14 protein-coding genes are annotated in these 12884 nt (G+C 70.5%); 2 read left to right on the forward strand and 12 right to left on the reverse strand.

Annotated features, from left to right (window positions below; genetic code table 11):
* From A5655_RS23195 to A5655_RS23220, 6 genes are all read right to left on the reverse strand, one after another.
* Positions 1-379 (reverse strand): ATP-binding cassette domain-containing protein (locus A5655_RS23195; protein WP_156764780.1); only part of this gene is annotated, 379 nt, incomplete at its 3' end.
* Positions 376-1230: an ABC transporter permease gene (locus A5655_RS23200; RefSeq protein WP_067014179.1), complete on the reverse strand. Its 855-nt coding sequence runs from the start codon at positions 1228-1230 to the stop codon at positions 376-378. The genes A5655_RS23195 and A5655_RS23200, both read right to left, overlap by 4 nt.
* Entirely contained in the window at positions 1227-2615 is a 1389-nt protein-coding gene (locus A5655_RS23205; RefSeq protein WP_067014181.1) for an ABC transporter substrate-binding protein, read from the reverse strand. Before A5655_RS23205 ends, A5655_RS23200 begins: the two co-directional genes overlap by 4 nt.
* Positions 2615-2842: a ferredoxin family protein gene (locus tag A5655_RS23210; protein ID WP_067014183.1), complete on the reverse strand. Its 228-nt coding sequence runs from the start codon at positions 2840-2842 to the stop codon at positions 2615-2617. Before A5655_RS23210 ends, A5655_RS23205 begins: the two co-directional genes overlap by 1 nt.
* Positions 2839-3576, reverse strand: coding sequence for a GntR family transcriptional regulator (locus tag A5655_RS23215; RefSeq protein WP_067014184.1), 738 nt, complete (start codon positions 3574-3576; stop codon positions 2839-2841). Before A5655_RS23215 ends, A5655_RS23210 begins: the two co-directional genes overlap by 4 nt.
* A gap of 176 nt (positions 3577-3752) precedes the next feature.
* A complete protein-coding gene (locus A5655_RS23220) occupies positions 3753-4958 on the reverse strand; it encodes an MFS transporter (protein WP_156765008.1) in 1206 nt (401 codons plus the stop codon).
* A 194-nt stretch (positions 4959-5152) separates the two neighbouring features.
* On the opposite strand from A5655_RS23220, the gene A5655_RS23225 reads away from it, so the two are divergent.
* Entirely contained in the window at positions 5153-5947 is a 795-nt protein-coding gene (locus A5655_RS23225; protein ID WP_197508782.1) for a hypothetical protein, read from the forward strand.
* A gap of 71 nt (positions 5948-6018) precedes the next feature.
* On the forward strand, positions 6019-6225 hold the full coding sequence (locus A5655_RS23230) for a hypothetical protein (protein WP_231999254.1): 207 nt from the start codon (positions 6019-6021) through the stop codon (positions 6223-6225).
* Between the two features lie 6 nt (positions 6226-6231).
* On the opposite strand, the gene A5655_RS23235 is transcribed toward A5655_RS23230, so the two are convergent.
* From A5655_RS23235 to nusB, 6 genes are all read right to left on the reverse strand, one after another.
* Positions 6232-9066, reverse strand: a complete 2835-nt coding sequence (locus tag A5655_RS23235) for an aminotransferase class I/II-fold pyridoxal phosphate-dependent enzyme (RefSeq protein ID WP_067014190.1) — start codon at positions 9064-9066, stop codon at positions 6232-6234.
* Positions 9067-9243: 177 nt separating this feature from the next.
* Positions 9244-9663: a GreA/GreB family elongation factor gene (locus A5655_RS23240; protein WP_067014192.1), complete on the reverse strand. Its 420-nt coding sequence runs from the start codon at positions 9661-9663 to the stop codon at positions 9244-9246.
* 107 nt (positions 9664-9770) lie between these two features.
* A complete protein-coding gene (locus A5655_RS23245) occupies positions 9771-10454 on the reverse strand; it encodes a hypothetical protein (protein ID WP_231999255.1) in 684 nt (227 codons plus the stop codon).
* A 40-nt stretch (positions 10455-10494) separates the two neighbouring features.
* On the reverse strand, positions 10495-12021 hold the full coding sequence (locus A5655_RS23250) for a CdaR family transcriptional regulator (RefSeq protein ID WP_067014194.1): 1527 nt from the start codon (positions 12019-12021) through the stop codon (positions 10495-10497).
* A gap of 14 nt (positions 12022-12035) precedes the next feature.
* Positions 12036-12422 (reverse strand): antitermination protein NusB, encoded by a 387-nt coding sequence (locus tag A5655_RS23255; protein ID WP_067014196.1) that lies wholly within the window; start codon positions 12420-12422, stop codon positions 12036-12038.
* Positions 12419-12877, reverse strand: a complete 459-nt coding sequence (gene nusB / locus A5655_RS23260) for a transcription antitermination factor NusB (RefSeq protein ID WP_067014198.1) — start codon at positions 12875-12877, stop codon at positions 12419-12421. Before nusB ends, A5655_RS23255 begins: the two co-directional genes overlap by 4 nt.
* Positions 12878-12884: the final 7 nt, after the last annotated feature.

The raw sequence follows: 12884 nt of genomic DNA on the forward strand, positions 1-12884 counted from the left end.
TTCCGAAGCCGGTGAGCCCGAGCTCGTCGATCCACCGCTCGGCCGCCGCGCGCCGGGTGGCGCGGGGCTCGCCGCGCAGCCGCAGCGCCAGCTCGATGTTGGACCTCACGGTGCGCCACGGCAGCAGCGCGTTGTCCTGAAAGACCATGCCGCGGTCGCCCGAGGTCGTGGTGACCGGTGCGCCGTCGGCCAGCACCCGGCCGTCGTCGGGCGCCAGCAGGCCGGCCAGCGCCCGCAGCACCGTCGACTTGCCGCAGCCCGACGGGCCGGTGAGCACCAGGATCTCCCCCGGGCGCACGGCCAGGCTGAGCCCGTCGATGACCGGAGAACCGGTGTAGGACAACCGGACTCGATCCAGCTCGAGCCGCAGGCCCGTCATCGCAGACCCTCCTGCGCGCGCGGCAGCCACCGCGTCACCCGGCGGCCCACCAGCTCGACGGCGGCGGCCGTCGCGAACCCCAGCACGCCGATGGTGATGATGCCGACGAACACCTTCGGGTAGGCCAGCACCGTGTAGTCCTGCCAGGTGCGGTAGCCGACCCCGAGCCGGCCCGAGATCATCTCCGCGGAGATCACGCAGATCCACGCCACCCCCATGCCCACCGACAGGCCGCCGAACACGCCGGGCAGGATGCCCGGCAGCACGACCTGGCTCAGCACCTCCCACCGGCCACCGCCGAGCGTGCGCACCGAGTCCTCCCACAGCGTGGGCAGCGCCCGCACCGCGTGCCGGGTGCTGACCATGATCGGGAAGTAGGCCGCGAGGAAGGTGATGAACACGATGCCCGCCTCGTCGGTCGGGAACAGCAGGATCGCCACCGGGACCAGCGCGATGGCCGGGATGGGCCGGGCCAGCTCCGTCAGCGGGCCGAAGACGTCGGCGAACAGCCGGGAGCGGCCCAGCAGAACGCCGGTCGCGACCCCGACCACGGCGGCCAGCCCGAAACCCGTGAGGATCCGCAGCAGTGACTGCGCCAGGTCGAGCCAGTACTCGTAGGCGCCCAGCCGGCGGTGCAGCGCGGTCACGATCTGGGTGACGGTCGGCAGGGTGTCGAACCGCAGCAACAACCGCACCCTGCCCGCGGTCAGCGCCTGCCACAGCCCGATGGCGGCGGCCACCGACGCCACCCGCACGAGCCACGGCCGCCACGGGGACGAGGACGGTCGCACAACGGTGACGGCGGGTACGGGAACCGTCCCCGCGAGCCGTTCGCTCAATTCGGCGGTCATACCGAACCTCCCAGTGCTTGTTGGTAATTCACGGCGACGCTGCCGGGATGTGAAACGGTGTAGCGACGGGCCCCGGCGACGGTGCCGAAGGGCAGGTAGGTCTGTCCGTCCCGCACCCAGGTCGCCTTGTCGGCGAACCAGCGGGTGCCCAGCTCGGCGTCGGGGACGTAGGCGGCGCGGACCTTGGCGCCGCGGGCGGCGGCGTCCCTGATCGCCTGCAGCAGGCCGGTGGGATTGGCGACGGTTTGGGTCGTCTCGGAGCCGTCCAGCCACAGCTCGCTCGCCAGCGCGGGGTCGCCGGTGAGCACCGACGGGTTGGCGGCCCGCGCCCGCGCCGCGTCGTAGTCGAGCCCGCGGGCGGCGAACACGGCGCGCGCCGGCCCGTCCACGACGAACTTCGGCACGTCGAGGTCGGCGAAGTCGCCGATCGACTTCAGGTACGGCACATCGCTTTTCAGCGCGTCGACCAGCGACGGCTTCAGCGTGGCGTCGAACGAGGTGCCGCCGGGGCCGTTGTACAGGTACACCACCTCCTGCGGCAGGCCGCTCCCCTGGGCGACGATGCGCGCGGCCTCCAGCGGCTTGGAGTTGAGGAATTCGGTCGCGTCCAGCTGCGCCTGCAGGAACGCCGCCAGCACCTCCGGGTGGGCCGACGCGTACGAGCGCCGCACCACCACGCCGTGCAGGGTGGGCAGGTTCAGCTCGGCGCCGTCATAGAGCAGCTTGGCCTTGCCCTGGTAGACCAGCAGCCCCGGCCACGCGACGAACTGCGAAAGCGCCTGCACCTGGCCGGATTCCAGCGCCGACGCGCCGATCTGCGGCTGCTGGTTGAGCACCTCCACACCGCCGACGCCGGCCTTGGCCAGGGCGCGCACCAGCGTGCCGTGGCCCGCCGAGCCGACGCTGGCGGACACCTTGGCGCCGGCGAGGTCGGCCAGCGCGGTCGCCGGCGAATCCGGCGCCACCACAACCATGTTCAGCGCGCCCCGCGGGTTGTAGCCGGTGACGGACACCATCTCCGTGCGGGCCAGCGGGTTGCTCTGCGTCTTCGAGCCGTTGATCAACATCGGGTAGTCGCCCATGGAGCCGATGTCGATCTTCTCGGCGAGCATCTGCGCGGTGATCGGCGCGCCGGTGTCGTAGTCCTGCCAGCGCACCGCGTATCTGGTCCCGGTGCGGGTGGTGATGTCGGCGAGCCGGCGCTCCAGGTAGCCCTGCGCCCGCAGCAGCGTGCCGGCGGTGACGGTGTTGATCGTCTTGGACTGGTAGCCCACCACGACGTTGACCACTCCGGAGGACTGCGACAGGGACTCCAGCGAGCACCCGGAGACGACGGCGACGACGACGGCCGCGATCGAGATCAGCCGCGCGGCTTGGCGTTTCATCACCGGAGTAGATATGGCATGTTGACGGTGACGGCGCCGGTGGGGCATCGGGCCGCGCAGGGGCCGCAATACCAGCACTCGTCGACATGCATGAAGGCCTTGCCGGTGTCCGGGTCGATGGCCAGCGCGTCCAGCGGGCAGACCTCGACGCACAGGGTGCAGCCGTCGATGCACAGCGACTCGTCGATCGTGACCGGCACATCGGCGCGGTGGTTCACAAGAGTCATGGCTTGCTCCTAATCAGGCTGCCGCGCATGGTGATTCGATCGCCACGCATCCGGATGTACTCCAAGTCGACGGGTCTGCCGTCGTCGAGGCTGGTGAGCCGCTCCAGCATGAGCAGCGCCGCCCCGTCGGGCACCTGCAGCGCGGCCGCCGAGTGCGCGTCGGCGGGGATGGCCTCCAGCGCCAGCGCCCGCGAGCCCAGCCGCTGCCCGCTCACCTGCTCGATGAGCGCGAAGATGTCGTTGGTCTCCAGCGGGTGGTCCAGGATCCGCGTCCCGATGTCCGGGGCGAGATACGTCAGGTCCAGGCTCAGCGGCAGGTCGCCGAGGTAACGCAACCGCTCGACGAACACCGCCTGCTCGCCCGGCTCCAGCCCCAGGCGTCGCGCCACCGCGGGAGGGGCGGTCACCGGCATGGCGGCGCGCACCTCGTTGCGCACCTCGCCGAGGTGTTTGAACGTTTCCTTGAGCCCCAGCAGCCTGTCCAGCCCGTGCGAATACTTGCGCTGGGCGACGTGCGTGCCGATCTTGGGCCCGCGGTCGATCAGCCCCTCGTTCTTCAAGACCGTGAGCGCCTCGCGAACGGTGTTGCGCGACACGGCGAATTCGGCCGCCAGCTCGTGTTCGGCCGGCAGCGCGTCGGGGTAGGCGCCGGCGTGGATCTGCTGACGCAACACGTCGGCCACCCGGCGGGCCCGGTCGGCCCGCGGACCGCGAATCGGTACTGGTTGCGCCACGTCGTCACGCTAACGCGGCTCGGCGGACCGTCCGGGGCGGTGAAGCGCGGCCCCCGGGACCGGCGCGGGGCATTGCGCCGGGCCCGATTCGGCGACGACCAGCCAAAAGCCGCGCCCGCCGCCCCATTGCGCCACCCGGGGAACGGCGACGTCTTTGCGATCCCGGTGAGCAAAAGCTACGGTCGCGACGCGCCGACCAGTTCCCGATTGCTCTCGGGGGGCGGCGTTTCGACTTCCGCGAGGGGCACCAACGGCGCCGCCGCCAGCGGGAACAACCCGCACAGCGCCCAGGCCGCCGGGTATTGGGCCGCCATGATGAGCGCGCCGAACAGCGGCGGCCCGGCCGCGGCCGCCAGCCGCTGCGTGGTGTTCTGCAGGCCGAGCGCGCGCCCGCTCCAGAACGGCCCGGCGAACTCCGTGATCGCGGTGGCCTCCAACCCGTTGTCGAGCACGGCGAGCACCGAGACGACGACCATCAGCAACACGTCGTATCCCGAACCCGTGCCGTCGGTGAGGGCGAGCACGAACAGGGCCAGGGCGGCGGCGATGGCGATGGTGCGGACCGGGCGCATGCGCGAGCCGACGTGATCGGACCAGCGGCCCACCGCGATTCGGCCCACCGCGCCCAGCACCTGGGTGAGGGTGACCAGGGCGCCGGCGGCCGCCACCGGCCAACCATGGCGATCCATCAGCCACACGAGCATGAACGTCACGGTCACCGTCTGCGGGATCATCAGCAGGCCGGCCACCGCGTGGATCCGCCACAGCACCAACGAGCCGCGATAGGGGCTGGCCAGTTCCTCCACGGCCGCCGCCTTGCGGGATTTCCTTGGCGGGTCGGCGATTCCGATCACGCTGGCCACCGCCGCGACCGTGCACATCACCGCGAGGAACATCAGTCCCCGGTGCGGGCCGCTTTCGGACAGTTCGGGGATGACCAGCGCCCCCAAGGCGATTCCCAACGGCTGCGCGGTTTGGCGGATGCCCATCGCCAGGCCGCGTTGCCGCGGCGGGAACCAGGCGGACACCAGCCGGCCGCCGGCGGTGTTGCAGCTCGCCGCGGCCATTCCGCCGATGAACAGGAAGACACCGATCATCAGCACCGAATGGGCCGACGCGGCGGCGTAGGCCGCGGCCGCCGTGAGCACCGAGCCCGCCGTGAGCACGATGCGCTCGCCGACCCGGTCCAGCACGTAGCCCCAGAACACCAGCGTGACCACCATGCCCCAACTGGGCATCGACGACAGCAGGACGGCCACGGTCAGCGACATGCCGCGGCGCACCTCGAACGAGGGAATCAGAAACGCCACACCGTTGATGAAAAGAAACGAAGTTGCCGTTACCCCCAACGAGACGGCCATGATCGACCACCGCGCACCCATTCAACAATGTTGCCACAGCGTTTGGCGGGCTTCGGATATCACGCTGGCCGAAACTTATTGAAAATTAAGGTTATTCATAACTGTTATCTAATGTCGACGCCGAACGCGCCGGTACGTGCGGCATGAACCATGTTGAGTCGCGGCGAAATTCATAGGCTATGCATAGCCATCTCGATCCGTGGGAGGATCACTACGTGACTGATGACGTTGCCAAACAGGCTTTGACGAAGGTGCCGGCGGTCACCCTGGGCTTTTGGGTGATCAAGATCCTGGCGACGACGCTGGGCGAGACGGGTGGCGACACCGTCACGATGACGCTGAATTGGGGGTACGCCGCCGGCGTCACCCTGTTCGGCGTCGCGCTCGTCGCGCTGGTGGCCGCGCAGATCTTCGCCAAGCAATTCCACGCCAGCCTGTACTGGGCCACCATCGTGGCCTCGACGACGTTCGGCACGACGCTGGCCGATTTCGCCGACCGACAGCTGGGGATCGGCTACACCGGCGGGTCGCTGCTGCTGTTGAGTCTCCTGCTGGCGACCCTGGGGCTCTGGCGCTGGTCGCAGGGCACGGTGTCCGTCAACACCGTCGCGACACCCAAAGTCGAGGCGTTCTACTGGGCGACCATCACGTTCTCGCAGACGCTGGGCACCGCGCTCGGCGACTGGCTCGCCGACACCCGCGGCTTCGGCTACGAACGCGGCGCGCTGGTGTTCGGCGCGGCCCTGCTCGTGGTCGTGGCGCTGTACTACTGGACCGGCGTGTCGCGCGTCGCCCTGTTCTGGGTCGCCTTCATCCTGACCAGGCCGCTGGGCGCGACCGTCGGCGACTTCATCGACAAGCCCGTCGCCGACGGCGGTCTCGCCCTGAGCCGCCCCCTGGCGTCGGCGGTCATCGCCGCGATCGTCGTCGCGCTGGTCATCATCCTGCCGCAGCGTCCGGGGCGGCATCCCGGCCAGCCGGACGACCGCGCGGCGGCGGAAACCACCTGATCGCAGGGCTTCCCAGCGGATTCCCAGGGTCGCGCGCCTACGCTGGAATTGTCATGGGAAAGTTGACGAAATTGACCAGCAAAATGCTGGTCGGCCTTGCCATTTGCGTGGGCGCCGGTGTCGTCGGATCGGCCCCCGCGGGGGCCGACCCCAGCGTGTTCGGCACCCTCAGCTGCAGCTGCCAACGGGCGGCTCCCGCCGGCAGCCCGGCCCGGCAGGACGCGATCGCCCGGGGAATCCGGCAGGGCCTGTCGGACCGGCCGGCCGTGGCCGGATAGCGCCGCTCAGCCGCCCCCGGTCACCGGCTGCGCGACGCTGTCGCCGTTGCGCGCGGAAGCATCGGCGGGCAGCTCGAAGACCGGGTACGCCGAACCGACCGCGGCCGTCGCCGCGTTGCGCTGGGCCTCCATCCGCGCCAGCGCGGCGTCGGTGAAGACCGACAGCCCCAGGTCGGGGTTGTAGCCGTGGATCTCCTTGACGTCGAGCTGGGCCAGGAAATAGACGATCTCCTTGGACACCACCTGACCCGGGACCAGCACCGGGAAGCCGGGCGGGTAGGGCACCACGAACGTGGTGGACACCAGGGTCCGGCCCTCCGCGAGCCGCCGGCCCGCCATGCCGATCAGCACGTGCTCGCGGTCCGACTCCTCGTAGCCGGCGTAGAAGGCCGACCGCATGTCGCCGAACATGCAGGCGTCGACCGGGCGGAACGCCATGTCGAATTCGCTGAAATCCGGCAGGTGCGGCAGGTCCTCGGTGATTTCCTCGACCCGGCGCTGCTGCAGGGCGCGGTCGTCCTTGCCGCCGATGCTCTGGCTGCGCTCGAAGTCGGTGGCGATGCGCCGCAGCACGTCGAGCAGGTAGTGCACGCTCGACCAGGTGACCCCGATGGTGAAGATCAGCAAGACGCTGTTGATGGACGTTTTGTTGATCTGAATCCCGAACCGCTCCATCAGGATCTTCTCGCGGAAGTCGTAGCCGTTCATGCCGGTCTTGCCGATGAACAGGGTGACCCGCGTCGCGTCCAGCACGAACTGATCCGACCGCCACGCCTCGTTCCACTCGGCCAGGGCGCCCTGGCGAACCTCGCGGTAGGAGCTGACGCACGACGCGCGGAACTCGTCGGGCACCAGGTCGGACTCGTCGAGGATGCGGAACCACTTGCCGATCAGCCGGTCCTTGCGGACGCGGTGCCGAAACACCAGCGCCATGTTGTAGACGTTGCGGACCAACTCGAAGCCCTCGATGTCGACCTGCCGGCGCGCCAGGTCCAGCGACGCCAGCAGCTGCTGGTTCGGCGACGTCGAGGTGTGGGTCAAAAACGCCTCGACGAACGCGTCGCGGGTCAGCGCCTTGAAGTCCTGGTCGCGGACGTGCACCATCGACGCCTGCCGAAACGCCGACAGCGACTTGTGCGTGGAGTGCGTGGCGTAGACCCGGACCCGCGCCTTGGCGGGGTCGGGAAGCAGCCGGCAATCCACCCACTGCGAACGGTCCACGCCTTCCATCGATGCGGCCCAATCCCGGTACTCCGCAGCGTATTCCGGCGACGCGAGCATCTGCTCGAGGCGTTCGGCGGACACCATCGCGGTCCGCTGGCGCGCCCACGGCACCGCCGTCGCGAACGCGTACCACGCCTCGTCCCACAGGAAGCAGATGTCCGGCTTGATCGCCAGCACCTCCTCCATCACCCGGCGCGGGTTGTAGACGACGCCGTCGAAGGTGCAGTTGGTGAGCAACAGCATGCGGACCCGGTGCAGCTGGCCGGCCGCCTCCAGGTCCAGCAGCGCCTTCTTGATCGTGTGCAGCGACACGGCCCCGTAGATCGCGTATTCGGGCAGCGGGTAGGCGTCCAGGTACAGCGGGTAGGCCCCGGCGAGCACCAGCCCGTAGTGGTGCGACTTGTGGCAGTTGCGGTCGATCAGCACGATGTCGCCCGGGCGCGTCAGGGCCTGCACGACGATCTTGTTGGCGGTGGACGTCCCGTTGGTTACGAAGTAGGTGTGGTTGGCGTTCCAGGTCAGGGCGGCCTTGTCCATCGCCTTCTTGATGTTGCCGTGCGGGTCCAGCAGCGAGTCCAGGCCCCCGGAGGTGCTCGAGGTCTCGGCCATGAAGATGTTGCGGCCGTAGAACTCGCCCATGTCCTGCAGGGACTTCGAGTTGAAGATGCTGGCGCCCCGCGCGACGGGAAGCGCGTGGAACTGGCCCACCGGCGCCCCCGCATAGGCGCACAGGGCGTCGAAAAACGGTGTGGCGAAACGGTTTCGCAGGCCCGCGAGCACGGTGCTGTTCAGGTCGGTGACGTCGTTGAGCCGGTAGAACGTTCGGTCGTAGACGTCGGGTTCGTCCTCGGTCTCCGCGGCGATCGACTCGTCGGTGAGCAGGTACAGGTCGATGTGCGGCCGTAGCTCCCGCATCCATTCGGCGCACTCGACCCAGTCCTGGGTTTCCGTCGTCAGCGCGTCCTCGCAGGCGGCGCCCAGCAGCGTGTTCATCAGCGGCACCCGGTCGTGGGACCGCAGCGGCAGGTCGTGGCGGATAATCGCGGCCTGGATCTCGCCGTTCAGCGCGACCGCGGTGATGGCGTCCTCGATGCTGCTCACCACCAGCAGCGCGTACTGCACGTCGTCGGACGGGGTGCGCAGCGCCCGCAGGCACTCGGCCAGGCTGTCGGGCGCCGTCGACGGGGCGTCGTCGGCGAGCAGCACGGTGTAGAACTGCTGCTGTTTGGCCTGGGCGACCAGCTCCTGCTCGGCCAGCGACGCGGTGGTGTCGAAGAGCCCGGCGCGGTCGCCGTACTCCGACAACAGGCGCACGGCCAGCGACACCTCCTCGCTGAGGCGCACCGTCGACAGGTCCTCGAGGTGGGCGCGGAAGGTCGCGAGGTTGGCCGCGCCGGGGTACAGCCAGTACCGCTCGTAGGCGGCGATGCGGTCCATCAGGCGCTTCACCCGGGCGATGTCGTGGGTTTTGTCCAGCCCGGCGAGGTCGACGTCGCGCAGGTGACGGCACGCGTCGTCGAGCAGGTTCCACGTGTCGACGCGCGTGTACGACGGGTTGGCGACCGCCGCGAGCGCGGACACGCGAAGTCGCCGCGGGCGGGCGCTGTTTCGATCCATCTGGCCATTGTGGCCCGGCCCCGCCCCGTGCGCGATGATTATCGGCGGTCCGATTTGCCGTAGGCCAGGGCCACCAGGAGCCCGACCGCCGCCATCAAGAGAAACAGCACGGCCACGGGGTCGATCAGCTCGAGGATCATGCGACCACGGCGGCGTCGGGCACCGCGCTGATGACCGTCACGACCAGGTCGGCGCCGTCGGGAATCGAGTGACGCGCCGTTCCCCGGGGCGCGCCCCGGCGATCGCGCGGCCCAGCGGCGACAGCGTCGAGTACACCCTGATGCCGGCGTCTTTGGCGCCGTACCGGCCCAGCCGAAAGGTCTCGGTCTCGCCGGTGTCCTCGTACCGGATGGTGACGATCGTGCCGGGCTCGGCGGTGTTCGCCGCGGTGTTCTCCGCCACGATCGCGCGCGCCAGCAGATCCTCGATCTCGCGGATGCGCGCCCGGCGCGCCGAATAGCGCGCGATCCGGTTGGCGTCGTAATCCATGAAGTCGTCCGGCACTTCGATGCTGCGCCGAGAGCGCAGCGCCGTGAGCTCGCCCAGCAGGCGGCCGTGTTCGTGGCGGGTCAGCAAAATCCCTTGTGTGTCACGCATTTTCGTCGATCTCTTTCATCTCGTGGGAGTGTCGTCAGGGACGGGCCGCGGCGCGGCAACCGCCCCTGACGACTCGGCGCCCGCGGGGGGCAGGCCTTGGAAGTCGGTTATTCGGCGGCGCGGCCCGCGACCATGCGGTCGAAGTCGCGCTGCCAGCCGGCGTGGCGCTTGCGGTCGATGAAGACGCGCGCCAGCCCGAACAGCGTCGCCGCCCCGATGACGACGCCGAACCAGATGGCCGTTCCGGTCGCCACCGCCTCGTCCACTGCGGAAAACACCGGCTTGTTGACCGGCGTGCCTTGCTCGTCCACCCAAATGTCCACGCGGTCACCGGGTTTGGCTTTCCGCTCGACGACGACCAGGCCGGTGCGTTCGGTCCCCGAGACGACCCACCGCGCCGGCGCGGCGACCCTCGCGCTGGAGAGCTTGCGGTCGGCGTCGCTGTCCCCGGTGACGGTCGCGGTGACCTTCTGGTGGGTCTGCGCCTGCGCGGCGTAGACGCGGCTGCGGGAGTCGTGGACCGCGGTCCCGACGGCCGCGGCGACGGGCAGGGCGACGATCGACACCACGAACGCGAACACCAGAAGCAGCGCTTCGACGCGGTCGGTGGTGCGCACCAACGGATTGCGGCCGAACAGCCGAACGAACAGCGGCGGCATGCGCGCGGGGACCCGGAGCGATTCCATCTCGTCGGGGCACGGGGTTGTCATCTGATCGGTCACCTCGGGAATTGGTTGCAACTCCAGGGTGGCGCCGATTCCGGCCGCGGGCTTGCCCCAGCCGGACAACACGGCCGCCGCGCATTGTCGCGTTCCGACAGTGCGCGGGGCGTCAGTCCGTGTCGGTGGCGGCCAACTCGATCGTCATCGCCAGCCGCTTGCTGGCGTCGTCCAGCGACAGGTTGGTTATCTCGGCCATCTTGCGCAGCCGGTATCGCACGGTGTTCTCGTGCACCCCCAACCGCTCGCCCGCCCGCACCGGGTCCCCCTGGGCCTCCAGCCAGGCCCGCAGGGTGGCGACGTAGTCCGTCGAGTTCGCCCGGTCGTGGCGACGCAGTTCGGCGACCGGTCCGCGGTCAGGCAACCGACCGGCCCGCGCCGCGGTGCGCAGCCGCTGCAGCAGGATCTCGTCCCACGCCTCGTCGTACGCCGGCGGCGCCCCACCCGCCGGCGACGACTCGTGCAGCGCCAGACACTCGTCGGCTTCGCGGCGCGCGGCGACCAGGTCCGCCACGCCGGCCGGCCCGCTGATGCCGGCCGCGACCCCCGCGGCTTCGGGCATGGCCGCGGTGAGATCGCTCACCCAGCGCCGCGCGGCGTCCGCCCCCTCGCCGGGAAGGACGGTGTAGACGGTGTTTCCGGCCAGCGCGCTGCGACCGGGCCGTGCCCAGCCGAACCCGGCGGTGGCCCGCTCGAACGCCAGCAGCAGCGCGGCGTCGCGCTCGCCGTCGATGACCGCCTGCAGCGCGATCACCCGCAGCGGCCCGCGCGGCAGGCCCAGCCGGCTGGCCAGCGTCGCGGCTTCGATGGTGCCCTCCAACAACTGGATCACCAGCTCGGATTCGACCTGGCGCTCCAGGTCGGCGCTGGCCCGGGAGCGCAGCAGGTGCAGGGCCACCGTGTGGGCGCCGTCGGTCAACGCGGCCCGCTCGGCGCCGTCCAGCGGGGCCGGGCAGGCCACCCATACCGAGCCAAGCAGCTCCCGCCCGGAACGCACCGCGACCACCATGCGCCCGCTCAGGCCGTGTTCGGGGTCCGCGCCGACGTACAACGGGTCGTCGGACGCGGCCAGGTGGGCGAGCACGCCGCGCGCCTCGAGCAGCGCGCGCAGCCGCTCGGGTGTCTGACGTCCCATGATGGTCTCGACCCGCGCCGGGTCGGCCTGCTGCTGCGGCCGCGAATACGCCAGCACCCGCAACAGCCGGTCCTCGATGGTCACGGCGCCGCCGGTCGACTCGGCCAGGCTGTCGGCCAGCGCGAACATATCCGTTGGGCCGCGGCCGGATTCGGTCTCGCGGCCCTCCAGCACCAGCCCGTAGACCACCGCGGCGACCTCGCTCCACGACACCGACCGGTCGAGCACCATCACCGCCCCGGGCTGGACACCGTCGTCCGACGGGCTGGGCTCGTCGTCGTCGCGCGCCAGCAGCACGACCGCGCGGGCCGACGCCGCCCACCGGAGCGCTTCGGCAAGGGAGCCGGCACCGATCGCCAGCAACACGTCGCCGACCGGGGGACGCTCGGCGGTCGATTCGTGGACCACCACGCTGCGCAGTTCGGTGGACCGGGGCACCGACGACCGCCGCAGCCGGACCCCGTAACCCCCCAGCACGTTCACCAAGCGGTCCAATGTGATCACGAGCCGCTCCCGGGTCAGCCGTCCAGTTCGTCGTCGCTATCTACGATCCGCCGGTTTGCCCGGGAATCCATCCACCGCAGCACCGGAAGTTCCCGGCTGCGCGCCGGCAGCTCGGTGACATCGGTCAGCGACCGCACCACGGCCTGCGTCAGGCCCATGATGGCCGCCATCACCGGCAGCAGCGGCTGCAGCGGCCGGGCCGCCGAGCGCACGGTGCTGATGCGGCGCGCCACCAGCAGGCGTTCGATCGAGTGGTAGAGCCAGGCGCCCACGCCCAGCGCATAGATCGCCAGCGCGGAGGCGACGACGGTCCACCCGTAGGCGGCGCACACCACGGCGCCCAGCACCACCGTCGCGGCCAGGAACGCGGCGACGGCGACGCGCAGCTCCAACCGCGTCATGGTTCCTTCCGGACCGCCTTGGCGGCCGCGCGGATCTGCGGGGTCACCAGCATGACCTGGCCGAGCACCCCGTTGACGAAGCCCGGCGACTCGTCGGTGGACAGCTCCTTGGCCAGCTGCACGGCCTCGTCGACGGCGACGGGTTCGGGGACGTCGTCGGCGTAGAGCAACTCCCACACCGCGACGCGCAGGATGGCCCGGTCCACCGCGGGCAGCCGGTCCAGCGTCCAGCCCTGCAGGTGCGAGCTGATCAGGTCGTCGATGTGGGCGAGGTGTTCACCGACCCCCCGGGCCGCGGTGGCCGTGTAGGGGTACAGCGGCGACACGTCCGGGTTTCCGTCGGCCAGCGCGGTCCGGACGTCGACCACCTCCGCCGGGGTCAGCCCCCGGGCCTCGGCCTCGAACAGCAGGTCGACGGCGCGCTTGCGCGCGTGATGGCGTCCCCTAACAGCCATGCGGCCG

It is taken from the genome of Mycobacterium sp. 1081908.1 (genome assembly GCF_001673535.1).
Lineage (GTDB): Bacteria > Actinomycetota > Actinomycetes > Mycobacteriales > Mycobacteriaceae > Mycobacterium.

What these genes read in the sequence shown, in the direction of transcription:
- A5655_RS23205 (WP_067014181.1), bottom strand. Translation starts at nt 2,615, where the DNA reads ATGAAACGCCAAGCCGCGCGGCTGATCTCGATCGCGGCCGTCGTCGTC.
- A5655_RS23255 (WP_067014196.1), bottom strand. Translation starts at nt 12,422, where the DNA reads ATGACGCGGTTGGAGCTGCGCGTCGCCGTCGCCGCGTTCCTGGCCGCG.
- A5655_RS23220 (WP_156765008.1), bottom strand. Translation starts at nt 4,958, where the DNA reads ATGGGTGCGCGGTGGTCGATCATGGCCGTCTCGTTGGGGGTAACGGCA.
- nusB (WP_067014198.1), bottom strand. Translation starts at nt 12,877, where the DNA reads ATGGCTGTTAGGGGACGCCATCACGCGCGCAAGCGCGCCGTCGACCTG.
- A5655_RS23210 (WP_067014183.1), bottom strand. Translation starts at nt 2,842, where the DNA reads ATGACTCTTGTGAACCACCGCGCCGATGTGCCGGTCACGATCGACGAG.
- A5655_RS23240 (WP_067014192.1), bottom strand. Translation starts at nt 9,663, where the DNA reads ATGCGTGACACACAAGGGATTTTGCTGACCCGCCACGAACACGGCCGC.
- A5655_RS23235 (WP_067014190.1), bottom strand. Translation starts at nt 9,066, where the DNA reads ATGGATCGAAACAGCGCCCGCCCGCGGCGACTTCGCGTGTCCGCGCTC.
- A5655_RS23200 (WP_067014179.1), bottom strand. Translation starts at nt 1,230, where the DNA reads ATGACCGCCGAATTGAGCGAACGGCTCGCGGGGACGGTTCCCGTACCC.